Annotated in this window: 20 protein-coding genes and 1 pseudogene; 14 read left to right on the top strand and 7 right to left on the bottom strand. The window is 62.3% G+C overall.

All coding sequences use genetic code 11. The features are described from left to right. Positions 1-129: 129 nt before the first annotated feature. Positions 130-1,077 (bottom strand): LysR family transcriptional regulator, encoded by a 948-nt coding sequence (locus AB4N33_RS05045; RefSeq protein WP_476456603.1) that lies wholly within the window; start codon positions 1,075-1,077, stop codon positions 130-132. 136 nt (positions 1,078-1,213) lie between these two features. Between AB4N33_RS05045 and AB4N33_RS05040 the strand changes: the two genes are divergently transcribed. Beyond that, positions 1,214-2,641, top strand: a complete 1,428-nt coding sequence (locus tag AB4N33_RS05040) for an aldehyde dehydrogenase family protein (protein WP_476456602.1) — start codon at positions 1,214-1,216, stop codon at positions 2,639-2,641. A 9-nt stretch (positions 2,642-2,650) separates the two neighbouring features. Here AB4N33_RS05040 and AB4N33_RS05035 read toward each other — a convergent pair whose 3' ends face one another. From AB4N33_RS05035 to AB4N33_RS05025, 3 genes are all read right to left on the bottom strand, one after another. Beyond that, entirely contained in the window at positions 2,651-4,384 is a 1,734-nt protein-coding gene (locus AB4N33_RS05035) for a GMC family oxidoreductase (protein WP_476456601.1), read from the bottom strand. A 7-nt stretch (positions 4,385-4,391) separates the two neighbouring features. Then, entirely contained in the window at positions 4,392-5,441 is a 1,050-nt protein-coding gene (locus tag AB4N33_RS05030; protein ID WP_460123822.1) for an ABC transporter substrate-binding protein, read from the bottom strand. 210 nt (positions 5,442-5,651) lie between these two features. Next, complete coding sequence (locus AB4N33_RS05025; RefSeq protein WP_460123819.1) at positions 5,652-6,563, bottom strand: LysR substrate-binding domain-containing protein; 912 nt, start codon at positions 6,561-6,563, stop codon at positions 5,652-5,654. Positions 6,564-6,672: 109 nt separating this feature from the next. Here AB4N33_RS05025 and AB4N33_RS05020 point away from each other — a divergent pair, with 109 nt between their 5' ends. From AB4N33_RS05020 to AB4N33_RS05000, 5 genes and pseudogenes are all read left to right on the top strand, one after another. Then, entirely contained in the window at positions 6,673-7,752 is a 1,080-nt protein-coding gene (locus AB4N33_RS05020; RefSeq protein WP_476456600.1) for a tartrate dehydrogenase, read from the top strand. A gap of 108 nt (positions 7,753-7,860) precedes the next feature. After that, positions 7,861-8,787 carry a 2-hydroxyacid dehydrogenase gene (locus AB4N33_RS05015; protein ID WP_476456599.1) on the top strand — a complete coding sequence of 309 codons (927 nt, stop codon included), beginning with the start codon at positions 7,861-7,863 and terminating at the stop codon, positions 8,785-8,787. Positions 8,788-8,896: 109 nt separating this feature from the next. Then, entirely contained in the window at positions 8,897-9,145 is a 249-nt protein-coding gene (locus AB4N33_RS05010) for a hypothetical protein (protein ID WP_460123810.1), read from the top strand. Between the two features lie 183 nt (positions 9,146-9,328). Continuing rightward, positions 9,329-10,138, top strand: coding sequence for a DUF1206 domain-containing protein (locus AB4N33_RS05005; protein ID WP_476456598.1), 810 nt, complete (start codon positions 9,329-9,331; stop codon positions 10,136-10,138). Positions 10,139-10,175: 37 nt separating this feature from the next. Then, positions 10,176-10,511, top strand: a pseudogene (locus tag AB4N33_RS05000) (NAD-dependent dehydratase); the annotation flags it as partial. A 91-nt stretch (positions 10,512-10,602) separates the two neighbouring features. On the opposite strand, the gene AB4N33_RS04995 reads toward AB4N33_RS05000, so the two are convergent. Then, positions 10,603-11,391, bottom strand: a complete 789-nt coding sequence (locus AB4N33_RS04995) for an IclR family transcriptional regulator (protein WP_476456597.1) — start codon at positions 11,389-11,391, stop codon at positions 10,603-10,605. 316 nt (positions 11,392-11,707) lie between these two features. Between AB4N33_RS04995 and AB4N33_RS04990 the strand changes: the two genes are divergently transcribed. From AB4N33_RS04990 to AB4N33_RS04955, 8 genes are all read left to right on the top strand, one after another. Beyond that, positions 11,708-13,078: an aminotransferase gene (locus AB4N33_RS04990; protein WP_476456596.1), complete on the top strand. Its 1,371-nt coding sequence runs from the start codon at positions 11,708-11,710 to the stop codon at positions 13,076-13,078. Continuing rightward, positions 13,075-14,229, top strand: a complete 1,155-nt coding sequence (locus tag AB4N33_RS04985) for an ABC transporter ATP-binding protein (protein ID WP_476456595.1) — start codon at positions 13,075-13,077, stop codon at positions 14,227-14,229. Before AB4N33_RS04990 ends, AB4N33_RS04985 begins: the two co-directional genes overlap by 4 nt. Before the next feature lie 93 nt (positions 14,230-14,322). After that, positions 14,323-15,366, top strand: coding sequence for an ABC transporter substrate-binding protein (locus AB4N33_RS04980; RefSeq protein ID WP_460123798.1), 1,044 nt, complete (start codon positions 14,323-14,325; stop codon positions 15,364-15,366). Between the two features lie 14 nt (positions 15,367-15,380). Then, the gene (locus tag AB4N33_RS04975) at positions 15,381-16,598 is read left to right on the top strand and encodes an ABC transporter permease (RefSeq protein WP_476456594.1); all 1,218 of its coding nucleotides are present in this window, start codon (positions 15,381-15,383) and stop codon (positions 16,596-16,598) included. Continuing rightward, a complete protein-coding gene (locus tag AB4N33_RS04970) occupies positions 16,598-17,395 on the top strand; it encodes an ABC transporter permease (RefSeq protein WP_460142127.1) in 798 nt (265 codons plus the stop codon). The genes AB4N33_RS04975 and AB4N33_RS04970 overlap by 1 nt, the downstream gene beginning before the upstream one ends. Positions 17,396-17,603: 208 nt before the next feature. Further along, a complete protein-coding gene (locus AB4N33_RS04965) occupies positions 17,604-18,935 on the top strand; it encodes an MFS transporter (protein WP_460123792.1) in 1,332 nt (443 codons plus the stop codon). A gap of 25 nt (positions 18,936-18,960) precedes the next feature. Further along, on the top strand, positions 18,961-20,055 hold the full coding sequence (locus AB4N33_RS04960) for a class II histone deacetylase (RefSeq protein WP_476456593.1): 1,095 nt from the start codon (positions 18,961-18,963) through the stop codon (positions 20,053-20,055). 155 nt (positions 20,056-20,210) lie between these two features. After that, positions 20,211-21,437, top strand: a complete 1,227-nt coding sequence (locus AB4N33_RS04955; RefSeq protein ID WP_460123786.1) for an OprD family porin — start codon at positions 20,211-20,213, stop codon at positions 21,435-21,437. A gap of 49 nt (positions 21,438-21,486) precedes the next feature. On the opposite strand, the gene AB4N33_RS04950 is transcribed toward AB4N33_RS04955, so the two are convergent. Together AB4N33_RS04950 and AB4N33_RS04945 are read right to left on the bottom strand one after the other, a co-directional pair. After that, positions 21,487-22,287, bottom strand: a complete 801-nt coding sequence (locus AB4N33_RS04950) for an IclR family transcriptional regulator (protein WP_460123783.1) — start codon at positions 22,285-22,287, stop codon at positions 21,487-21,489. 75 nt (positions 22,288-22,362) lie between these two features. Next, positions 22,363-23,703 carry an MFS transporter gene (locus AB4N33_RS04945; protein ID WP_460123780.1) on the bottom strand — a complete coding sequence of 447 codons (1,341 nt, stop codon included), beginning with the start codon at positions 23,701-23,703 and terminating at the stop codon, positions 22,363-22,365. Positions 23,704-23,717: the final 14 nt, after the last annotated feature.

Raw genomic sequence — 23,717 nt, 5'->3', positions numbered from 1 at the left:
AGAAAAGTCGTGTGAGTGAAACTGACTGGACAGGCCCATTATCTGCCCGCCCTCTCGCGCAATATTCTGTTTTGCCCTGTCCCAGAGGCATAACCTACTGTTTTTTTACCGGGCGTGCCGCACCTATGCTCAATGGGTCGATTGCAGGGTCTGCGCCAACCCCAGATGAGGGTAAAGCGCATCGATTTTCAGCATGTCCTCGCGCATTTCCTCGATGATCCAGTCACGCACGTTTTCGACGATCGGACGCACCGGACGATTGGCCGGGACGACCAGGCAGCAGCGCCGGGAGAGCACCCGAAAGGCGTCGGCCGCAGGCACCAGTTCACCCTTGCACAGCGAGTTGGACACCACATTCAGCCATCCCAACGCCATGCCCTGACCGAGCAATGCGGCCTGCACCACCACCGCATAATCGGAGAACACCAGCGCATTGTCGGCACGCCCCGGCGTCCCGAAAGCCGCCGCCCAATCACGATCCTGATTGTCCATGCTGATGAGCGTCGGCAGCTGTTTGCGGCCCTTGGCCTGAACCACATCCGCCAGGTATTGGGCGCTGCAGACTGGCAGGGTAATTTCAGGAATGACCAGTGTATCCGTGGCTTTCAGGCTACCCGCATCCAGATAGCGCATGCCCAGGTCAACGTCGACCAGCGGGCCGCCGATCCTGCCGGACATCAGTTGATAACGCATGTCGACGGTGGGAAAGCGCTGACTGAAACGACTCATGCGCGGCATCAGCCAATGGGTGGTGAACGCGGTGGAAACCGACAGGGTCACGGTCTCGATCCCCGTCGCCCTGGCTTCGATTTCACTGATCGCCGACTCGATGGTGCTGAAGCCTTCCTGAACACGACGGTACAAAATACTGCCGCTTTCAGTCAGCCGCGCCCCGCCCCGTACCCGCTCGAAAAGCTGCACGCCGAGGTGTTCTTCCAGACGCGAGAGCATGCGACTCACGGCCGGTTGACTGACACACAGTTCATCCGCCGCCCGGGTGAAGCTGCCACAACGGGCTGCCGCTTCGAAGACGAACAAGGAACTGGAGCTGGGGACTTTTCGACGTAGGTTAGACATGACTTGAGTTTATGCCTGGCCCAACTATTAGTAAATTGTCCCCGGCAAAATCCCCCGACTATTCTGGCGGGGGCTGCGCGGGCCATCCGTCTGCCTGCGGCGCCATCCATCCTCCCCGCACGAGACCTTCCCCTGTATGAAAAACGCCCTGAAGTTTTACATCGACGGCCGCTGGGTGGAGCCCCACGGCAGCGAACGCCTGCCGGTGATCAACCCGGCGACCGAACAGCCTTTCGGCGAAATCGCCATGGGCGACCTGACCGATGTCGATTCCGCCGTCATGGCGGCCCGACGCGCGTTTGCGGGCTTCGCGCAGACCTCGCCCGCACAGCGCAAACAACTGCTGCAACGGGTGCTCGACGCCTTCATGGCACGCTACGACGAGATCGCCGACGCCATCGTCCAGGAAGTGGGCGCCCCCAGGGCCTTGTCCCATGACTGGCAAGCCGGGATCGGCAAACGCCACCTCGAACAACTGCTGCGCACGCTGGACACCTTCGAGTTCGAAAAAAACCGTGGCACCACGCTGATCACCCACGAGCCGGTCGGCGTGGTCGCGCTGATCACGCCGTGGAACTGGCCGATCAACCAGGTCGTCTGCAAGGTTGCCCCGGCCTTGGCGGCGGGCTGCACCATGGTGCTCAAGCCGAGTGAAATCGCACCGATCAACGCCCTGCTGTTTGCCGACGTCATGCACGAGGCTGGCGTGCCGCCCGGTGTCTTCAACCTGATCAACGGCGACGGCCCGACCGTGGGTGCCGCCCTGTCGGCACACCCGCAAGTGGACATGGTGTCGTTCACCGGTTCGACCCGCGCCGGTATCGAAATCGCGCGCCTGGCCGCACCGACGGTCAAGCGGGTGCATCAGGAGCTGGGCGGAAAATCGGCCAACATTCTGCTCGACGACGTCGATCTGCAAGCCGCGGTGACCAACGGCGTGAACAGCTGTTTTGGCAACAGCGGCCAGTCCTGTAATGCGCCGACCCGCATGCTGGTGCCCGCCCGCTTCCACGATGAGGCCGTGGACATCGCGCGGCGCGCCGCGCAAGCCCACGTTGTCGGCGCCCCGGACGCGGCGGCCACAACCCTGGGGCCGGTGATCAGTGAACGCCAGTACGACAGCATCCAGCGCCTGATCGGCATTGGCATCGAGGAAGGCGCACAACTGGTGTGCGGCGGCCTGGGTCGCCCCGAGCATCTGGCCCAGGGTTATTACGTGCAGCCCACGATCTTCGCCAACGTCACCCAGGACATGACCATCGCCCGCGAGGAAATCTTCGGCCCGGTGCTGGTCATCCAGGCGTATGAAAATGAGGCGCAAGCCGTGAGCATGGCCAACGACAGCGTGTTTGGCCTGGCCGCCTACGTGCAATCAGCCGACCGCACACGCGCACGGGACGTTGCCTTGCAAATGCGTGCCGGCAGCGTCTACATCAACTATCCGAACTGGGACAGTGGCGCACCGTTCGGCGGCTACAAGCAGTCGGGCAATGGTCGCGAGTACGCCGAATGGGGGCTCGAGGCGTTTCTGGAGGTCAAGGGGATCGTTGGTTGGGGGGCATAGCCCCCGTTCCTACAGGTGTTCCAGCGTGTGTGTCTTGGCGCTGGACATCTTCGCCTCGGCCTTGATCAGGTCGGCCACCCGTTCGGCGATCATAAGGGTCGGCACGTTAGTGTTCGCACAGGGAATCGACGGCATCAGGGAGGCGTCACACACCCGCAGCCCCTGGACGCCGATCACCCTGGCGTCACCGGTCGTCACGGCTTGCGGGTCGTCGGCGCGCCCCATGCGGCAGGTGCCGGAAGGGTGCCAGGTGCCACCGACATTGCGCTGCACAAAATCGGTCAGCGCCTGGTCATCAGCCAGCAGTTTCTTCAAGGTAATGCCCTGCGTCACCAGGCCATGAATCAGCAAGCCCCGCAGCGGCCCGGCGATGTCCAGCAACAGGCTCAATGCGCCCCGTTGCAAGGCATTGAACATGCCGGGCATCGCCACCTTGGCCACGCGCGGCGAGTAGCTGGAAGGGAACACCACGCTGCATTCACGTTGCAGGTCCTGTGCCGACAGCGTCTGGGCGCCAAAGCGAAGCGCCTGCTTCAGACGCTCCAGATCACGCGCGTCATTGAGCATGTCGAAACGCACCTGGGGTTCTTCGTGGGGGTCACTGGAGGCCAGGCGCAAACGCCCCCTGGAATACGATTTGTTGACCCAGAAAAACATCGTGCCCAAACGGTAGCCAATCGAATGCCAGCCTGATCGCGACAGGATTGCGCCGTGCATGTCGCACGGCACCGTGTCCGCCAGCCCTGAAGAAAACCGCACAATGGCTTGTTCATGGTGTTCTTCGGGAAACGCCGTGCGCCCTTCGCGATTGAGCAGCGCCGACACCGCAATCGACGGGTGCTCCATGAGGTTGCCCCCCACGCCTGGACGGTCCGCCACCAGCGTAATGCCCTGCGTCACCAGGTCATACGCCGGACCAATGCCACTGCGCAACAACACCGCCGGGCTATGAATGGCCCCCGCGCAGACAATGACCTCGAGGGCCTGCAACGACTCAGCCACTGCGTCGCCACCGATAATCCGTGCCCCCGTCGCTCGTCCCGCCTTGATCAGCACCCGATCGACTACGCATTGGGTGCGGATGGTGAGGTTCTTGCGCTGGCGCACCTCGTCGGTCAGGTAACAGACCGACGTGGGGATACGCTCACCTTGTTCGCTGACACCTATGGCGCCGACGAACACGCCCTCCTCCCACGCGCCGTTCTGGTCGGCCTTGTGCTCAAGGCCACGCCCGCCCAGCACCTGCATCACGCCTTTGACGAAGGGCGAAAGGCGCTCGGCCGGCGTGCGCCGAATCCTCAGGGGACCGTCGCTGCCATGCAGCGCCCTGTCTTGCGGCGCAGCAAAATCGGTATCGTTTTCCAGCTTGCGAAAATACGGTAGGCACGTTTCCCAGCTCCAACCCTGCGCGCCGAGCGCCTGCCATTCGTCATAGTCGGCAGGTGCACCACGGTTGGTCATCAGCGCATTGATCGCCGAGCCCCCACCCAGGATACGTGCCTGCTCGTAACGCCGTGTGGCATTGGCCCGGTTGCCCATCAGCGCCGTCAAGCGCTGCCAGATATTGCTTACATCCAGATAGGCGCGCCCCGGGTAGCGGGCACGAATCTCGGGCGGCATGCTCTGCCCCGAGATATCACGTCCGGCCTCGATCAGGCACACCTGTTTGTCTGGATCTTCCGAGAGCCGGGCGGCGAGCACACAGCCCGCCGAGCCGCCACCCAGGATCAGGTAATCGATCATCCGGACCTCACTGAACGAATTTGAGCCAGCGATCCTTGGCGGCAATACCCGCAGCCGATGCCCACCACTCTTCCGACATCAGCGCCTGCTTCGCTGCGTTGTCCGGAGCACTTGGCAGCTCCTTGGCGCGCTCGGCGGTGATTTTTCCGGTGTCGAACGCCGCCGGGTTACCCGGGCCGTAGTCGATGTAAAGCGGCAGGTTGGCTTGCAGGTCTGGCGATAAAGCTTCGTTGACGAACTTGACGGCCGCTGCGTAATTGGGCGCGTTTTTCAGGATGCACAACTGGGTGTTTTGCAGCAGGCCGTCGTTGTAGGTGAACGCCACGTCCGGGTTGCTTTTTTGCACGGCGCTGGCGCGACCGTTCCAGATCATCAGCATGTCGACCTCGCCGTCGGCGAGCAATTGCGCCGACTGGCCACCGGAAGTCCACCACACGGCAATATTGGGCTTGATCTGTTCAAGACGCTTGTACGCGCGATCGACATCCAGCGGGTAGAGTTTGTCGCGCGGCACGCCGTCGGAGAGCAACGCCGCCTCCAGGGTGCTCATCGGATCGTTACGCAGGGCACGCACACCCGGGAAGTTCTTCACGTCCCAGAACTCGGCCCAGGTCTGCGGCACTTTTTTCAGATTCTTTTTGTTGTAGCCAATGACCGACGAATAGAACTCGTAGGCCACCGAGTACGGGGTGCGATAAGCGTCCGGCATTTTTTGCACGTTGGGCATCTTGCTCAGGTCCAGGGGTTCGATCAGCCCCTCGTTACCGCCACGCACGCAGTTGGAGGGCGGCGTGTCGATCACGTCCCACACCGGTTTTTTCGCTTCACCTTGGGCCTTGACCATGGGCCAGGCGTCGGGCGCACTGTCCTGCTTGATGGTCATGTTGAGTATTTTGGCGGCCGGGTCGAGGATGGCTTTGGTTTGCGCCTCCTGGTACGTGCCGCCCTGGGAGACGAAGGTGATCTGGTCGGCCATGGCCGGCATGGCGCACGCCACCGAAAGGCTCAACAGGGAAATGACGGAACCGAACGCTTGAGCAACAGACAAGGTTTTCATGGCAAATCATCCTGGACGTAGATTAATTCGGCAGCGCTAAAAACCTCGACTGAACACCCTGCACCTCAGGTGCTTTGCTCAGGTTTGATTTTATTGTTCGACCGAGCGGGACAATTTCACGTTACAAGAGCATGACACCCCCCGGCAATGCACGAATAGTCAGGACCTGCATAACTTCAGATCATGGTAGGTCATCCAGCCACTGTACGTTCACTTGGGCGCCGCAAACGGCAAGCGCCGGGCCAGCTCCTGCGCCAGATACCGGGCGAATACCGAGATTCGTTGTGGAATGTGCCGGCGATGCTGATACACAGCATAGACATCCGCCCTGGGCGCCTGATAATCCTCCAGCACGGCCTTGAGGCGCCCGCTTTGCAAGTGTTCCTCAACGTTCCAGCGTGAACGCAGGATCAATCCATGCCCGTCGAGGGCCAGACGCAAAGCCACCTCGCCATCGTTGCTCGACAGGGTGCCGCTGACCTTGTGGGCGTAATCCCGGCCATCCTTGCGGAACCGCCAGATGGCGTAGTCACTGCCGAACTGGCGTAGCACGATGCAGTTATGCTGTTCCAGGTCGGCCACCGAAGTCAGTTCAGGCATAGCCTCAAGGTATTGAGGTGAGGCACAGAGGATGCGCGGATTCTCCAGCAGGCGTACCGCGATCAGACGCGAATCAGGTGGTTCGCCCATGCAGACGCTGATGTCGAATTGATCATCGAGCAGGCTCGACGGCTGGCTGGACAGTTCCAGGGAAAGTTCCAGTTGCGGGTGCAGGCGGGCGAAGCTGGACACCAACGGCGCCAGGTGTTGGCGACCGAAACCCAGGGTGCCGTTGATTCGCAGCAGCCCCTGCAACGTCGGCTGCCGGCTGTCGAGCGCACTTTCCAGTTCTTCCAGCTGCCGCAGGATCGGTCGCCCTCCTTCCAGGTACAACGTACCTTCCGGCGTCAGCGACAACCGGCGCGTGGTGCGCGCCAGCAACTGCACGCCCAGCCGCGCCTCAAGCTGGCTCAGGCGCTTGCTCACCGCCGGCAATGACAGGCCCAGGTGCCGCGCCACTTCAGTGAGGCTGCCGCGTGTGGCCACCTGTTGGAAGAAACTCAAGTCATCGATCATCGTCACCGTTTCTTTCCTAAAAGCTAATAATGGCTTTCGCGCAAGGCTAATTATTAATACAGGCAGACTGCATAGACTGGCAACCGATCCCCCCTCATTCCCAGGAGTCGAAGCCATGAGCAAAGCCCAGTACAAGATTGCAGTGATCCCCGGCGACGGTATCGGCAAGGAAGTCATGCCCGAAGGCGTGCGCGTGCTCGACGCCGTCGCCGCCAAACACAACCTGGCGCTGCAATGGGATTGGTTCGATTTCGCCAGCGCCGATTACTACCTCGCCCACGGCAAGATGATGCCCGACGACTGGTTCGACATTCTCAAGGGCTATGACGCGATCTACTTCGGCGCCGTGGGCTGGCCGGACGTAGTGCCCGACCACATTTCCCTGTGGGACTCACTGTTGCAGTTTCGCCGCGAGTTCGACCAATACGTCAACCTGCGCCCTTGCCGCCTGATGCCCGGCGTCAAGGCGCCACTGGCCAATCGCATGCCCGGTGATATCGACTTCTGGGTCGTGCGGGAAAACACCGAAGGCGAATACTCCAGCGTCGGCGGCAAGATGTTCCCCGGCACCGAGCGCGAGATCGTCCTGCAGGAAACCGTGATGACCCGCGTCGGCGTCGACCGCATCCTCAAGTTCGCCTACGACCTGGCCCAGAGCCGTCCGAAAAAGCACCTCACCTCGGCCACCAAATCCAACGGCATCGCGATCACCATGCCGTACTGGGACGAGCGCGTCGCCGACATGGGCAACAAGTACCCCGAGGTGAAAGTCGACAAGTACCACATCGACATCCTCACCGCGAACTTCGTCCTGCACCCGGACTGGTTCGACGTGGTGGTGGCGAGCAACCTGTTCGGCGACATCCTCTCCGACTTGGGCCCCGCCTGCACGGGCACCATCGGTATCGCGCCGTCCGCCAACATCAACCCGGAGCGCAACTTCCCCAGCCTGTTCGAACCGGTGCACGGTTCGGCGCCGGACATCGCCGGCAAAGGCATCGCCAACCCGATCGGGCAGATCTGGTGCGGCGCGATGATGCTCGAACACCTCGGCCACCCGGAGGCGGGCGCTGCCGTACTGACCGCCATCGAGACAGTCCTGGCGATGGGCCCGCAGGATGCACCGCTGACGGCCGACATTGGCGGCACCGGCAACACCGAGTCACTGGGCAAGGCCATCGCGGCTGCGGTCTGACCCGCCAAATAACGTGCAATCTTCCGTTCACGGCCCGTGATTCGGAAGATTGTTGCGTGGAATTTTGGCACCGTGAGAACACCTACCCAGCGCATTGCGAGACACACCATGGCCCTGCTCTTCAAAGTTGACGATGACCGTGGCGCGGCCTGGAAATCCTTGTTCGCAGACCACGCGCCCGACATCGAGGTACGCCTGTGGCCGGACATTGGCGACCCCTCACAAGTACGCTATTTCGCCGCCTGGCAACCGCCACAGAAACTGCATGAGCGCTTTCCCAACCTCGAAGTGATTTTCGCCACTTCCGCAGGCGTCGATCAGTTCGAACTCGGCGAACTGCCAGGGCCTATCAAGGTGGTGCGCATGCTCGACCCCGGCATCGCACAAGGTATCGTCGAGTACGCCTGCTTCGCCGTGTTGAGCCTGCACAGGCAGATCCCCTTGTACCTGCAACAACAGCGGGCCAAGCAGTGGCAGGACCACCTGCTGACCCCAGCTGCGCAGCGGCGCGTCGGCGTCATGGGCCTGGGCAACCTCGGTATTGCCGTGCTGGACAGCCTGCGGCCGTTCGGCTTCGAACTGCATGGCTGGGCGCGCTCGCAAAAAAACCTCGATGGCGTGCACTGCCATGCGGGCAACGACCATCTCACCCAATTTCTCGGCCAGTGCGACATCTTGATCTGCCTGTTGCCACTGACCGACGACACCCGGGGGATCCTCAACGCAACGACGTTGGCCGCCCTGCCAAGCGGCGCCAGCCTGATCAACCTCGGTCGGGGCGGTCACCTGATCGAAGATGATTTGCTCGTGGCACTGGATAGCGGCCAGGTGAGCCACGCCCTACTCGACGTGCTTGATGCCGAACCGCCATCACCCGATCACCCCTTCTGGCGACACCCGCAGATTTGGCTGACCCCCCACGTCGGCGCGATGACTGCGCCGCATAGTGCATTCGAGGGGTTGCTGGCCAATATCCGTCGCCAGCAAAGGGGCGAGCCCATGCAAGGACTGATTCAGCGTGATCACGGGTATTGAGGCCGCGCGGGCGCATAAATAGTTTGAACCGCGCCGGAAGGCGCTCGCCTAACGATCAGCCTCTGGAAAATTCCACAGGCATTGCGCCAATACCGGCACACTCCGAGAGGTGGTCAACGTGGCTAAAGACGAGAAGAAAAGCGAAGGTAAAGCTTCGAAAGCCAGCAAGGATTTGAAGGACAAGAAAGCATCGCCGGCGAAGAAATCAGCGGCAGCCTCAGCGCTTTCAAAATCCTCCGACAAGAAGGATAAGAAAAAAGACGCCGAACCCAAAAAAACTGCAAAAAAAGCTGACAGCAAGCCTGACAAGGCGAAGAAATCAGACAAGTCCGACAAGCCGGCAAAAAAGAAAAAATGACCTCTGCTGTTTGCCAGGGCTCCACGCCCTGGCTCTCTCCGACAACTGCCGGTTTGTGGTCCTTGGCCAAAAAGCCGGCTGCCCGCGCCTGCTCGCCCATGGCGTGATCCAACGAATGATCCAATAGAACCCCTTCCAGCCAAGCGGGTCTTCTGCTGTATCAACCATTGGAAAGCTGACTTCATGTCCACACAAAAAAGCCTCGTCATGCTTGCACGAGTCGGATACGCGGCTCGGGGCGCTCTTTACCTCATCATTGGAGTATTCGCACTGCTCGCCGCGCTCGATGCCACCCGACCAAAAGACAGCAAGAAGAGCCTCGAAGCGTTGTTAAGCCAACCCTTTGGCTATGTTTTGGTTGGGCTGGTGGTGGCAGGTTTGTTTGCCTTTGCCTTATGGCGATTCATACAAGCGGTTCGCGACGTGGATGGCCACGGCACCCAAATGAAGGGATGGGTTATCCGCTCCGGCCTCTTGGCCGGTGGCCTGGTCAACGGAGCGTTGGCTTGTTTTGCCTTGGGCCTGCTCGTCAGCGGGATCAAGCGCTCGGGGGATTCGGGAGGTGGCCAGACCAAGGACCTGCTGGCACATGCATTGTCCTGGGACCATTCAAACCTGCTGATCTACCTCATCGCGCTCGTCCCTCTGGGCGTAGGCATCGCCCACATCATCAAAGGCTGGAAAGCGTCTTTCGAGAAATATTTCGAGGCAGACGAAGAGGTTATGCAGTACGTGCGGCCTGTGTCACGAATCGGTCTTATCGCCCGTGGCGTCGTCTTTATCGAGATTGCCCTGTTGCTGGCGTTGAGTGGCTCCAATTACAAGGCAGTCGACCCGCCGGGCATGAAGGAAGCACTCAATGCGTTGCAGAATCTACCGGCTGGTGAGTGGGTGCTGCTGTTGATGGCCGTCGGGCTGATCGCCTTTTCGGTCTACAGCTTCGCCGAGGGCGCATGGCGCAAGATCAACGTGGAACGCGTGAACACAGCATGAGACGACGCTGACATTTCGCGCAATGAACTCGGAAAAGATTTGCAAACACACCGGTCGCCCGTTCGTGTTCCCCGATTCCAGGGTGCAATGGGACAGCCTGACCGACATGACCGACGCGGGGCAACTGGCCAAACAGCAGCTATGGGCCGCAACGACGCCCAGCGCGGCCAACCAGGGGTTTAACGTCACCGATGGCGATGTGTTCCGCTGGAAGTGGAGCAAGATTGCCGATTATTTTGGCCTGGCTGCCGCGCCCTTCCCTGCCATCGACTCACCCCTTGAAACACAGATGGCCAACGACCACGCCGTCTGGCGACAGATAGCGTCTGAGCACAACCTTGCAGAACCTGGCCCCGCTGATCTGGACCGGGTTTCAAAAACGGGCATGTAGTGCCCCCTCATACAGGCACCGGCCAGCCCAGCCCATACGGTTGACCTGCCGCCGGGGTGGCTTGGGCGAAATCTCAATCGGTCAAGAACTCCCCCTTGAACCCCAAATTCCATGAAGCCCGCAACGCCGCCATTTTCAACGCGCGCACCTGGCCGGGGTCAATCTCCCGACCGATATGCTGCACCGTCGCCACCAGCGCGAGGGTGCCGAGCAGTTCGCCGTCGATGCCCAAAACCGGCGCTGCCAAGGCAGAGACACCCAGCGTCTCCTCCTCTATCGCGGATGCCCAGCCCTGGCTGCGCGTCTCACTGATCTGGCGCTGCAACACCTTGGGATCGGTGACGGTGTACGACGTGATGGCCGCCAGGCCCGCCGCCATGGCCTGTTCGATATTCAACTGCCTTGAGAACGCCAGCGCGACCTTGCCCTGGGCGTTGCAATGCAGCTGCAATTCGGTGCCGGTCCGCACGCCGATCTCCAGCGATGACTTGCCCAGTTGTGTATCGACCACCACCAGTCGGCGCCCTTGCAGCGCCGACAGCACCACCGTCAGGCCCAATTCTTCACGCAGGTCACGAATGGCGTCGGTGGACGCGCTTAGCAAATCGATGCCGTTGGCCGCGATGCGCCCCAGCACAAACGCCTGGATGCCCAGGCGATAACGCGAGGTCTGCGGGTTCTGCGTCAGGTAGCCCCGCTCGACCAGGGTTTTGAGGTGGCGGAACACCGATCCCTTGGTGGTGTTCAACTGGCTCGCCAGTTCGCTGACGCCCATCTCGCCGTCGGCCCCGGCCACGCGTTCGAGCACATCGAACGCCAGTTGCACCGACCTGACACCCCCCTTCCCGGTTTCTTCACTCATTGTTGTTGTCTCCTTTTCGTGCTCACCGTTCGCATAGGCGAAACAACGCAATTCCGTGAATATCGCTCAGGCTGGTGTCGCTGACAAGCGGCAGTCATCCAACCGAGCACACACCCGACCAAGCCTTTAATACCGAACCTATTGATTCAAAAAGGAAAAAGGCGAAGACAGGAAAATCACCCCTCATGACGGTCTTTTCTGCGAAACAGTTTTTCTATCAGCGAAACAGAAAACATTTGACGGACATCCAGTTAGATCGTAAAAATGAAACCACGTCCCGCATACGCTTACGAATTTAACAAGAGGAACTACGCCCATGAATGCCCAAGGCTCGGCTCTGGCCCAGCGTGATATCGCTTACCACCTTCACCCCCAGACCAACCTGCGCCTGCACGAGCAGGTTGGCCCATTGGTGATCGAACGTGGCGAAGGCATCTACGTGTTCGACGAAAACGGCCAGCGTTACATCGAGGGCATGTCCGGACTCTGGTGCGCCACTTTGGGCTTCAGCCAACCGCGCCTCGCCGATGCCGCCCACGCGCAGATGCTCAAGTTGCCCTATCAGCAGACCTTCGCCCACCGCAGCCATGGCCCGGCCGCCAACCTCGCCGCCGAGCTGGTCGCCCATGCTCCCAAAGGACTGAACAAGGTGGTGTTCCAGAGCTCCGGCTCCGAGGCGGTCGATACCGCGATCAAGTTCGTGCGCTACTACCACACCGCCATCGGCAAGCCGGGCAAACATCGGCTGATCGCGCGCCAGCGCAGCTACCACGGCACCACCCTCGCCGCCGCCAGCCTCACCGGTTTGCCGAACATGCACAAAGGCTGGGGCGAACCGCTGGCCGATGTGATCCACGTGCGCTGCCCGCATCTCTACCGCCAAGGTTTGCCCGGTGAGACCGAAGAAGCGTTCGCCACTCGCCTGGCCGAGGAGCTTGAGCAAACCATCCTGCAAGCGGGCCCTGAGACCATCGGCGCGTTCTTCGCCGAACCGATCATGGGCACGGGCGGCGTGATCGTGCCGCCGGCCGGGTATTTCGCCAAGGTCCAGGCGGTGCTGCGCAAGTACGACATCCTGATGATCGCCGACGAAGTCATCTGCGGTTTTGGCCGAACCGGTCATTACTGGGGATGTGACGCGATGGGCATCGAGCCCGACATGCTGACCTGCGCCAAAGGCCTGTCGGCAGCGTTCCAGCCGATCTCCGCTTTGCTGGTCAGCGACCGGATCTACCAGGTCATCGCCGACCAGAGCCAGGCTCTCGGCGGCCTCGGCCATGGCTACACCTACGGCGGCCATCCGGTGGCAGCGGCCGTGGCGCTGGAAACCCTGCGCCTGTACGACGAGCTGGACATCGTCGCCCATGTACGCGAAGTGGCCCCGGCGTTCCAGGCTGGCCTGCGTGCACTGGTCAATCATCCATTGGTGGGTGAAGTGCGCGGCATCGGCCTGATGGCCGCCATGGAATTCGTCGCCGACAAGCACAGTCGGGAACCCTTCGCGGCCGAGCTGAAGATCGCCCAACAGGTCAGCAACGTGCTGCAACGCAACGGCATCCTACTGCGCGCCCTGGGCGACACCCTGGTGATGGCGCCGCCGCTGATCGTCAATGCCGACCAGATTCAGACTATTCTCAAGGCAGTGGCCCAGGCATTGGATGAAGTCCTTGCAGGTGTGCGGCCATGATCGCCCAGTCCTTGCGCCCACAGCCCGAGGTCGTCATGCCGCTATCGCAGGACCCTGCCGCCGCTCCGGCCAGCGCCGCCACCGTGGTGCGTTTCGACGGGGTGTACAAAACCTACGACGAGCGCAGCTGGGTGGTCGACAACCTTGACCTGGACATTCGCCAGGGCGAGTTCCTGTCGCTGCTCGGACCCAGCGGTTCGGGCAAGACCACCACGCTGATGATGCTCGCCGGCTTCGACGCCCCGGACCGCGGGCGCATCCTCATGGATGGCCAGGACATCAGCGCCCTGCCCGCCTACAAGCGCGACATGGGCGTGGTGTTCCAGAGCTACGCGCTGTTCCCGCACATGAGCGTGGCGCAGAACGTGGCGTTCCCTTTGAACCTGCGCAAGGTGCCGGCCGCCGAGGCTCGCGCGCGGGTCAGCGAAGCGCTGGCCCTGGCGCGCCTGGAAGGTTTCGAGGACCGGCGCCCAGGGCAGTTGTCGGGCGGGCAGCAGCAACGGGTCGCGCTGGCCCGGGCGTTGGTCTATCGCCCGCGCATCCTGCTGATGGACGAACCGCTCGGCGCACTCGACAAGGCGCTGCGCGAACACATGCAGCTGGAACTCAAGGCCATCCACAAACAACTGGGCATCACCTTCGTCTACGTCACCCATGACCAGGACGAAGCCATGACCCTGTCCGACCGGGTGGCGGTGTTCAACGAAGGCAAGATCGCCCAGATCGACGCGCCGCACTTGCTCTACACACAGCCTTCGACTCGCTTCGTGGCCAATTTCCTGGGCGAGACCAACCTGCTCGAAGGCACGGTGATCGCCCGCACGGCCAGCCACGCCAAGGTGCGCCTGGAAGAAGATGGCAGCGTGCATGAGGCGTGCTGCGCCGATGCCAGTCTCGTCCCCGGCGATCGCGCGGCACTGGCGATTCGTCCGGAGAACCTGCGCCTGGCCGCACCCGGTGAACCGGCGCTCAGCGTGCAGGTGATCGACAGCATTTTCCACGGTGCCCACAGCCGCTTGCGTCTGCGCATGGCCGGGGGTGCGCAGCTGTCGATGACCTGCAACCCGGCCGGTCTCGGTCGCGCGGCCCCGCAACCCGGCGAAAGCCTGGCCCTGGCCATGCCGACGGAACAGGCCATGGTGCTGCGCTGATTTTTTTGCACGACAACACAACAACAAAAAACGCTTCGGCTCGACCTGCATCACTGCCAACCAATTCCAATTCCAAAGGCTGGGAGTCACACCATGTTCAATCGTAACCGCGTCAGCATCCTCACCCTCTGCGGGCTCGCCCTGCTCGCCAGCGGCGCCCAGGCCCGCGACCTCACCGTGGCCTCCTGGGGCGGCGCCTATCAGGACGTGCAACGGGAAATTTTCTTCAAACCGTACACTCAGGCCAGCGGCAATAAAGTCGTCGACGACAGTTGGGAAGGCGGCATCGGCCTGCTGCGCACCCGCGCCGAAAGCGACGACGGCGGCTGGGATCTGGTGCAGGTCGAGAGCGAAGACCTGGAACTGGGCTGTGGAGAAGGCCTGTTCCTGCCGCTGGACGTGGCGCGCATCGGCGGCAAGGCCAGCTACATCCCCAGCGCCACCAGCACCTGCGGCATTGGCAATGCGGTCTACAACTTCGTCATCGGTTACGACACCAGCAAACTCAAGCGCGCGCCCACCGGCTGGAGCGATTTCTTCGACACCGCCACCTTCCCCGGCAAACGCGCCCTGCGCCAGGGCCCCAAGGGCAACCTGGAAATCGCCCTGATGGCCGACGGTGTGGCCCCGGCCGACGTCTACAAGACCCTCGGCACGCCCGGCGGTGTCGAGCGCGCCTTTCACAAGCTCGACAGCATCAAGGGCCAGTTGCTGTTCTGGAAGGCCGGTGGCCAGCCCATGCAACTTCTGGCCTCTGGTGAGGTGGCGATGACCACCTCCTACAACGGCCGGGTGACCAATGCCATCCGCCAGGACCACAAACCGTTCGGGCTGGTGTGGAACCAGTCACTGCAAACCATGGACAGCTGGGCCATCCTCGCCAACTCGCCGAACGTCGACAAGGCCTACGGCCTGCTCAAAGTGATGGGTGACGGCGAGAACCAAAAGCGCTGGCCGGCCCTGCAGCCGACCGGCATCACCTCGCTCAAGGGCATCGCCGACACCGACCCGGCAGCCTTGGCCGATTCGCCCAGTGCGCCCCAGAACAGCGCCAACGTGCTGGTGCTGGACGACCACTTCTGGGTCGACCGCGTCGATGAACTGAATGCCAAATGGACCGCCTGGGCGGCCAAGTGAGCCAGGGGAATCACATGAGTGCTCTCGCCTTAGACAACGCCATCCCGGTGGTGGCGCGCAAGAACCGCGTCGCGCTGTGGCAGGCCTATGGCCTGCTGGCACCGTTGGTGCTGTTCCTGCTGCTGACCTTCGTCGGCCCTATCGGCACGCTGTTGTGGCGAGCCGTGGCCGACCCCGAATTGACCCAGGCGTTGCCCGCGACGGCCCAGGCGGTGGCGAAATGGGACGGCACCTCGGCGCCGGATGAACGCCTGTTCGCGCCACTGGTGCAGGACCTGCGCCAGGTGCAACCTCGGGAACTGGCGGCAGCCGCGCGACGCCTGGCCTATGAGGCGCCGGCGTTGCGCGCCCTGCTGACCACGGCCCGGCGCAAAGCGGCGCAACTGGACGGCACGGCGGCCTCGTTGCAGGCGCTCGATCCACGCTGGCTGGACAACGCGACGTGGCAGACCTTCAAACGCGCAACAGGTCCGGTGGGCAGTTATCACCTGCTATCGGCAGTGGACCTCAAGCACGACTACCGTGATGGTTGGGTCGCCAAGGAAGAAGCCGGGCTGTACCGGGCGATCCTGGGTCGCACCTTCGGTATTGCGGCGATCACCACGCTGGTGTGTGTGCTGCTGGCGTTTCCACTGTGCGCCTTCCTCGACAAGCGCACGCCGCGTACCCGCAATGCCTTGCTGCTGTTGATCCTGCTGCCGTTCTGGACCTCGATCCTGGTGCGCACCACCGCCTGGATGGTGCTGTTGCAGGACGAAGGCCTGGTCAACGCGTGGCTGCTGCGTCTTGGCCTGGTCGACAGCCCCTTGCACCTGCTCTACAACCGCTTCGGGGTGATCCTGGCACTGGTCCACGTGATGCTGCCATTCATGGTCTTTCCACTGCTGGCCGCCATGGCCGGCTGTAATCGCCTGCTGGTGCAGGCGGCCTATTCCATGGGCGCTCGGCCATTGCGGGTGTTCTTCCAGGTCTACCTGCCGCAGGTGTTGCCCGGCCTGGCGGCTGGCGCACTGATGGTGTTCATCGTCACCTTGGGCTTCTACATCACCCCCGCGCTGCTCGGCGGGCCGGCCGACCAGATGATCAGCTTCTACATCGCCCAATTCACCACCGGCACCCTCAACTGGGGACTGGCCTCGGCCCTTGGCTTGATATTGCTGGTGGCCACCACCCTGCTTTATCTGGTCCAGGCGCACCTGGCCCGGCGCGGCCATGAAGGAGCCAAACGATGATCCGCAACCCCAACCGCGGGCCACTGGCCTGGTTCGGTAACCTCGGCCTGTCGCTCAGTGGCGTGCTGGTGCTGGCATTCCTGCTGCTGCCAATTCTGGTGGTCTTGCCGCTGTCGTTCAGCGACAACCGCTACATGTCGCTGCCGCTGGGCAGCTTCACCCTGCACTGGTACGAGCAGTTCTTCGGCTCCAGCCAATGGCTGGGCGCGCTGGCCAACAGCTTTGCCATCGCCCTCACCAGCACCGCCCTGGCGGTGTTGCTCGGCGGCCTGGCGGCGCTCGGCCTGCGTCATCCTTCCATGCCTGGCAAGCGCGTGATTGAAGTGCTACTGATCGCGCCGATGATCGTGCCGGCGGTGATCGTCGGCGTCGGCATGTACTTCGTGTTCTCCAGTGCCGGCCTGACCCGCAGCTACTTGGGGCTGGTGCTGGCGCACACGACACTGGCGGTGCCCTTCGTCATCGTCAACGTCGGCGCCGCGCTGGGCGGTCTCAACCAGCGGCTGTTGTGGGCGGCAGCCAGTATGGGCGCGACACCCTGGGTCACATTGCGCCAGGTGACCTTGCCGTTGATTTCGCCGGGCCTGGTCTCGGGCGCCCTGTTCGCCTTCGCCACTTCGCTGGATGAAGTGGTGGTGACGCTGTTCCTGGCCGGGCCCGACCAACGCACGCTACCGAGGGAAATGTTCACCACCGCCCGCGAGGCCTTGAGTCCGGTGCTGCTGGCCGCCGCGACCATCATGGTGCTGTTCGCCACTGTGCTGCTGTTGCTGTCGCGATCCCTATCCCGCCGCTAAACCCTGGGGCAACGCAAGCCGTTGCCCCATTCATCCCGCCACCCCTTGACAGCCACTCGGAGGGCTTCTTACTATCGCAACCACTCAGAGAAACAACGTTTCGCAGATAAAAACAAAATAGCGAAGACCCGTTCTACCGCTCGCTGCCCAGAAAAGCATTGCCGCCTGCGTTATGCGCAGACGGCCCGATAATTCCAGAGAGCCTCTGATGAATCTCATTTCTCGCACTACCTTTGTCAGCGATCAGGATTGCTCGCTGTACAACCGCATCGCCTGGCGCATCTTGCCGTTCCTTTTCGTGCTCTATGTCGTGGCCTTCCTTGACCGCGTCAACGTCGGCTTCGCCAAATTGCAGATGGCCGCCGACGTGGGCCTGAGCGACATGGCCTTCGGCTTCGGCGCCGGGGTGTTCTTCCTCGGCTACTGTCTGTTTGAGATCCCCAGCAACATGATGCTGCAGCGCGTCGGCGCACGTTTGTGGATCGCGCGGATCATGGTGGTCTGGGGCATCATCTCCACTTCGATGATGTTCGTCTCCAGCCCCACGTCGTTCTACATCCTGCGTTTTCTGCTGGGGGTGGCCGAGGCCGGCTTCTATCCTGGCATCGTGCTGTACCTGACCTACTGGCTGCCGTCGTACGCGCAATCGCAGGGTTTGGCCTGCCTGAGCCTGGGCGTGGGGTTCGCCGGTGTGATCGGCGGGCCGCTGTCGGGCTGGATCATGCAGACCTTCGCCGGCATGCACGGCCTGGCCGGCTGGCAATGGCTGTTTTTGCTCGAAGGCCTGCCGGCGGTGGTCCTCGGCATCGTGGTGTTCTTTTACCTCGATGACCGTCCGGGCAAGGTTCGCTGGCTCAGCGCCGCGCAGAACGCCAAGGTGGTGGCCGACCTCGACCGCCAGCGCAAGGAGCACGAGCAGGCCGGCGCCACCCACACCTTGCGCAGTGCCTTCCGCCATCGCGCGTTGTGGTGCCTGGTGTTCGTCAACTTTGCTCTGTTGTGCGGCACCTACGGCGTGTCGTTCTGGCTGCCGCAGATCATCCGCAACCTGGGTGAACAGACGCTGTTGCAGACAGGCCTGCTGTCGGCCATACCGTTTGCCGTAGGCTCGGTGTGCATGCTGATCGTCGGCAAGCATTCGGACCGCACTCGCGAACGCCGCTGGCACGCCTCCCTGTCGATCCTCGCCGCGTGCCTGGGCCTGGCCATGAGCGCGACGTTCCATAATCAGCCGGTGTTGTGTCTGTTCAGCCTGTGCGTGGCGATGGCCGGCAGCCTGTCGGCATTCAACGTGCTGTGGGCCATCCCTGGCACGCTGCTGACCGGCGCCGCCACCGGCGTCGGCATCGCCCTGATGACCACCGTCGGCAACCTCGGCGGCTACGCCAGCCCGTTCATGATGGGTTGGATCAAGCAGGCCAGCGGGCATTTGGAGTACGGCCTGTTCGTCCTCGCCGCCCTGAACCTGGTCGCTGCACTGGTGATGGCCCGGGTCCGTTCCCAGGCCGCGCCCGTCGTCGCCATTGGCACCGCAGGCTGAGCCTGCCCAGATGCAAGGAATACACATGAGCAACAGCGGATTTTTTCACGATGAACACTGCTTTTGGCACAGCGGCGGCCTGTTCGCCCTGACCTTGCCGGTGGGCGGCTGGGTCGAGCCGCCATCGGGCGCCGCCCACGCCGAATCACCGGAGTCCAAGCGCCGCCTGAAGAACCTGGTGGAAGTCTCGGGCCTGGGCAAGTCACTGGTGCAGCACGGCGGTGAGCCGGTATCCATGGCGCAGATGCTCAAGGTGCATACACCCGAGTACTTGCAACGTTTTCGCCAGTTGTGCGCCGACGGCGGCGGCCTGCTCGACCCGGGCGCACCGGTCGGCCCGGCCACCTACGAGGTCGCCCGGGTCTCGGCCGGGCTGGTCAGCGCGGCGGTCAACCAGGTGCTGCAAGGCGAACTGGACAACGCCTACGTGCTGAGCCGTCCTCCCGGCCACCACGCCCTGCCCGACCAGGCCATGGGTTTTTGCTATTTGAACAACATCGCCATCGCCATCGAGAACGCCCGCGAGCGCTTCGGCATCGAGCGCGTGGCGGTGCTCGACTGGGACGTGCACCACGGCAACGGCACCCAGACCATCTACTACGAGCGTGACGATGTGCTGACGCTGTCGATCCACCAACAGCGCGCCTATCCCCGCGGCTACACCGGCGAGCACGACACTGGCAGCGGCGCCGGAGCCGGTCTGAACGTCAACGTACCTCTCCCGCCGGGCAGCGGCCACGAGGCTTATCTGTATGCCATGCAGCGCATCGTGTTGCCAGCGCTGGAGCGTTATCGCCCGCAACTGATCATCGTCGCTTGCGGTTATGACGCCAGCGGCGTCGACCCGCTGGGGCGCATGCTTTTGCACAGCGACAGTTACCGCGAACTGACCCGCCTGACCCGTGAGGCGGCCGAACGCCTGTGCGGCGGCAAACTGGTGCTGGTGCATGAAGGCGGTTACGCCGAAGCCTATGTGCCGTTCTGCGGGTTGGCGGCCATCGAGGCGCTTAGTGGTCTGCGTACCGAGGTGCAGGACCCGTTGCTGGCGATGCTCGAATCGCAGCAGCCCGACGCGCAAACCGTCGCCTTCCAGAAAACCCTGATCGACCAACTGGTGTAGTCACCCTATCCAACACTTCGGAGATAACGCCTAGCGAATAAATCCAACCCTCCATTCGTCCGCCAACACACTTATTGATTTATCGAACTTGAACCACGGCCGTCATCGCCTTGATGTCGGCCGTGCGCTCACGCACACGCCTGGAAAATAACTACATGAATGCTAAGAAGAGCACATTGGCACTGGCTGTTACTTGCGCACTTTCCTTCAATGCAATAGCCGACACGGGTGGTTTTGTAGAAGATGCGCACTTCTCGATAAAAGCGCGCAACTTCTACATGAATCGCAACTTTCTCGACGACCGCACTTCGCAGAACTATTCCGAAGAATGGGCGCAGGGTTTTATCGGTATTTTCGAGTCCGGCTATACGCCAGGCACCGTTGGCTTCGGGGTGGACGCCATCGGCCTGCTCGGCTTGAAACTGGACACCGGCGGCGGGCGCAAAGGCGGCGGCACCCTGCTGCTGGAGGAAGACAGCGACGGCGCCAAGAGCAGCTATTCCAAGGGCGGCGCTGCGGTGAAGGCGCGGTTCTCCAAGACAGTCGTCAAGTTTGGCGAGCAACTGATGAACCTGCCGGTGCTGGCCACCAGCGATAACCGACTGTTGCCTGAAACCACCCAGGGCTGGCTGGTCACGAGCAAGGAAATACCCGACCTGACGTTGCACGCGGGCCACTTCACGGCTTTGCGCAGCCGCGACCAAAGTGAACACGACAGCGGCGGCATGACCTCGGTGGATTTGTTCGGCGGCAACTATAACTTCAATAAACAATTGAACGTTCGCGCCTATCATTCCGATGTTGAGGATTACTGGCGCAAGTATTACCTGGGCACCACGTTGGCGTTACCGATCAGCGAGGGTTTAGCAGCCACGTTTGATTTCAACGGGTATGACACCAAAAGTGAAGGCCGGCAATTGGGCGGCATTCTCGATAACCGCATCTGGAGTTTGTCGGCCGCCTTGGCGGCTGGGCCGCACACGTTCACGGTCGCCCATCAGCGCGTGACCGGCACCGGCAACTACACCTATGGCGTGGACGGTAACAGCACCGTTTTTTTGGCCAACTCCGTGCAGTACTCTGACTTCAACTACGAGAACGAACGTTCGTGGCAGGCCCGTTACGACTTCAACTTTGCTGGCGTCGGCATACCGGGTCTGAGCTTCATGGGCCGCTACCTGCGCGGCACCGATTTCCACACCGCGCAAACCGACAATGGTCGCGCCTGGGAACGCGACCTTGAGCTCAAATACGTGGTGCAATCCGGCTCGGCCAAGGACCTGTCCTTTCGTATCCGCCAAGCCAGTTTCCGCAGCCCCGATCGTGGGCTGAACTTCAATGAAGTGCGGGTGATTACCGAGTACCCGATCAACATCTTCTAAGCGTTGCCCCCGCAGGAGCCAGATCTGGCTCCTGCAACCGCCAGCGCTTTTAGAGGCGCTGGTAGGTCCCCGCGTGCAAGCGTTCGCTGATCTCCGCCGCCGCCGACTGCAACTCGCGCAACATCGCCGCCGGTGGTGGTGACGGGATGGCTGCGCTCGGCCCGACGATACCGATGGTGCCGACGATCTGGTCATTGTCGCGAAAGATCGGGCAGCACACGGCATTGATTCCCATCGTCACCTCACCGTCCGCATCGTCATACAGTCGCTCGCGAATCAACGCCAGGCGCTGGGCCAGGGCTTCGGGTTCGTGCAGGGTCAGGGGCGTCAGTTGCGGCATCTTGCGGCGCATCACCCGCTGCTGACTGGCGGTGTCGGCGAACGCCAACACGGTGCGGCCCTGGGCCGAGCAATACGGCAGCACGCGGTTGCCCGGTTTCACCGAGATGCACACATTGGCCTTGGATTCGACACAGGACACCACCAGCGCGGTGTCATGGGTAGCGACCGCCAGCAAGGCCGTTTGGCCAGTGGCATCGCGGATGCGGGTCAGGTAAGGGTCGGCGATGGCGCGCAGGTCGAACTGCTCGCCGGCAGCTTCGCCGTAGGCCACCAGGCGTGAACCGAGCATGTATTTCTCGGTGGTCGGATCCTGTTCGAGGATCCCCAACTGGCGCATCGAGGCCAAGTGCCGGTAGGTGCGCGGCTTGGCCGTCTGCAGTTGTTGAGCCAGCTCGGTGACCCCGAGCGGGCGCCGCGCAGCGGTCAGTTCGTCAAGCAGGCGGAAGACCATCTCCACCGACTCGAGCAAGGCCGGACCACTGGCGGGCTTTTCATCATCCTGGTTCAAGCGTTCACCTCGCATGGGGCTTTTGAGAAAGCCCGATTGTATCGCTTGGCGAAACGCTTGTGTTGGTCTACGACATCAAATACTGGCAGGTTCTGCCGAAACGGCTGCGCGATCCTGCTGCGGCATCTTCACCGAGTACATCGTGTAGGCACCGATCAGGGTCATCACCGCCAGCACGTACAAGCCGTATTCAAGATGTCCGCTTCCCTGCTTCACCCAACCCATCATGAACGGGCTGGCGTAGCCGCCGAGGTTGCCGATGGTGGCGATCAGCGCGATGCCGGCCGCAGCTGCCGTGCCGGTCAACAGCACGCCGGGCAATGCCCAGAGCACGCAGAACCCGGCCAGACCGCCGGACATCGCCAGGCTCAGGCCGGCCAGCGACAGCACCGGTTGATCGTGGAAGAACGCCGCCATTGCCAGGCCTGCGGCCGACGCCAGATTGCACAGCGTGCCATGCCAGCGCCGCTCGCGGGTGCGGTCCGAATGCCGGCTGACCACCAGCATCACCACCGAGGCAATCGCGAACGGAATCGCCGCGATCAACCCGGTGTGAGTGAGGCTCTTGATGCCCAGGCCCTGGACGATCTGCGGCAGCCAGAAGCTCACCCCGTAAGTGCCGCACAACAGGGCAAAGTTCACGTAAATCAGTCGCCACAGGTCTTTGTTGACGAACGCCGCACGGAAATTGTGCCCCGCCCCCGCATGTTCCTGGGCCTGACGTTGCGCAGCCAGTTGGCGTACCACCCGTTGGTTTTGCTCCGGGCTCAGCCAGTGGACGTTGCCCGGACGGTCATCGAGGTAGAAGAACACCACGATACCCAGCAACACCGCTGGCGTGCCCTCGATCAGGAACAGCCATTGCCAGCCCGCCAAGCCATGCACACCCGCGAAGGTCTGCATGATCCAGCCCGACAGTGGGCTGCCCAGCACCCCGGCCATGGCGATCCCCAGGTTGAACCAGGCCATGGCCTGGGACCGGGCATAGGATGGGAACCAATAGGTCATGTACAAAACGACCCCCGGGTAAAACCCGGCCTCGGCCATGCCCAGCAAAAAGCGCATGACATAGAACTGGTTGGGCGTCTGCACGAACATCATCGACACCGAGAGGATGCCCCACATCACCATGATGCGGGTGATCCAGAATCGCGCGCCAACCCTTTGCAGCATCATGTTGCTGGGGATCTCGCACAGGCAGTAGCCGATGAAAAACACGCCGGCACCGAAGCCGAACGCCATGTCGCTAAGACCGATATCGGCCGACATCTGCAACTTGGCGAAACCGACGTTGACCCGGTCGAGGAAGGCAATGATGTAGAGCACAAACAGGAACGGCAGCAACCGCCAGGCGATGCGGTTGTACAGCACACTGTCCTGCTCGTTGTCGAACGTGTTGCGGGCTATGAGCTTCATCGCAGTACTCTTTT

The organism is Pseudomonas sp. S1_E05, assembly GCF_056337105.1.
The sequence above is the reverse complement of the archived record's forward strand: the minus strand, read 5'-3'. Positions and strand labels throughout refer to the sequence as shown.

Excerpts from the sequence above, each read along its gene's own strand:
- AB4N33_RS05045 (WP_476456603.1), bottom strand. The coding sequence starts at position 1,077 with ATGTCTAACCTACGTCGAAAAGTCCCCAGCTCCAGTTCCTTGTTCGTC.
- AB4N33_RS05040 (WP_476456602.1), top strand. The coding sequence starts at position 1,214 with ATGAAAAACGCCCTGAAGTTTTACATCGACGGCCGCTGGGTGGAGCCC.
- AB4N33_RS05035 (WP_476456601.1), bottom strand. The coding sequence starts at position 4,384 with ATGATCGATTACCTGATCCTGGGTGGCGGCTCGGCGGGCTGTGTGCTC.
- AB4N33_RS05030 (WP_460123822.1), bottom strand. The coding sequence starts at position 5,441 with ATGAAAACCTTGTCTGTTGCTCAAGCGTTCGGTTCCGTCATTTCCCTG.
- AB4N33_RS05020 (WP_476456600.1), top strand. The coding sequence starts at position 6,673 with ATGAGCAAAGCCCAGTACAAGATTGCAGTGATCCCCGGCGACGGTATC.
- AB4N33_RS05015 (WP_476456599.1), top strand. The coding sequence starts at position 7,861 with ATGGCCCTGCTCTTCAAAGTTGACGATGACCGTGGCGCGGCCTGGAAA.
- AB4N33_RS05005 (WP_476456598.1), top strand. The coding sequence starts at position 9,329 with ATGTCCACACAAAAAAGCCTCGTCATGCTTGCACGAGTCGGATACGCG.
- AB4N33_RS04995 (WP_476456597.1), bottom strand. The coding sequence starts at position 11,391 with ATGAGTGAAGAAACCGGGAAGGGGGGTGTCAGGTCGGTGCAACTGGCG.
- AB4N33_RS04990 (WP_476456596.1), top strand. The coding sequence starts at position 11,708 with ATGAATGCCCAAGGCTCGGCTCTGGCCCAGCGTGATATCGCTTACCAC.
- AB4N33_RS04985 (WP_476456595.1), top strand. The coding sequence starts at position 13,075 with ATGATCGCCCAGTCCTTGCGCCCACAGCCCGAGGTCGTCATGCCGCTA.
- AB4N33_RS04980 (WP_460123798.1), top strand. The coding sequence starts at position 14,323 with ATGTTCAATCGTAACCGCGTCAGCATCCTCACCCTCTGCGGGCTCGCC.
- AB4N33_RS04975 (WP_476456594.1), top strand. The coding sequence starts at position 15,381 with ATGAGTGCTCTCGCCTTAGACAACGCCATCCCGGTGGTGGCGCGCAAG.
- AB4N33_RS04965 (WP_460123792.1), top strand. The coding sequence starts at position 17,604 with ATGAATCTCATTTCTCGCACTACCTTTGTCAGCGATCAGGATTGCTCG.
- AB4N33_RS04960 (WP_476456593.1), top strand. The coding sequence starts at position 18,961 with ATGAGCAACAGCGGATTTTTTCACGATGAACACTGCTTTTGGCACAGC.
- AB4N33_RS04955 (WP_460123786.1), top strand. The coding sequence starts at position 20,211 with ATGAATGCTAAGAAGAGCACATTGGCACTGGCTGTTACTTGCGCACTT.
- AB4N33_RS04945 (WP_460123780.1), bottom strand. The coding sequence starts at position 23,703 with ATGAAGCTCATAGCCCGCAACACGTTCGACAACGAGCAGGACAGTGTG.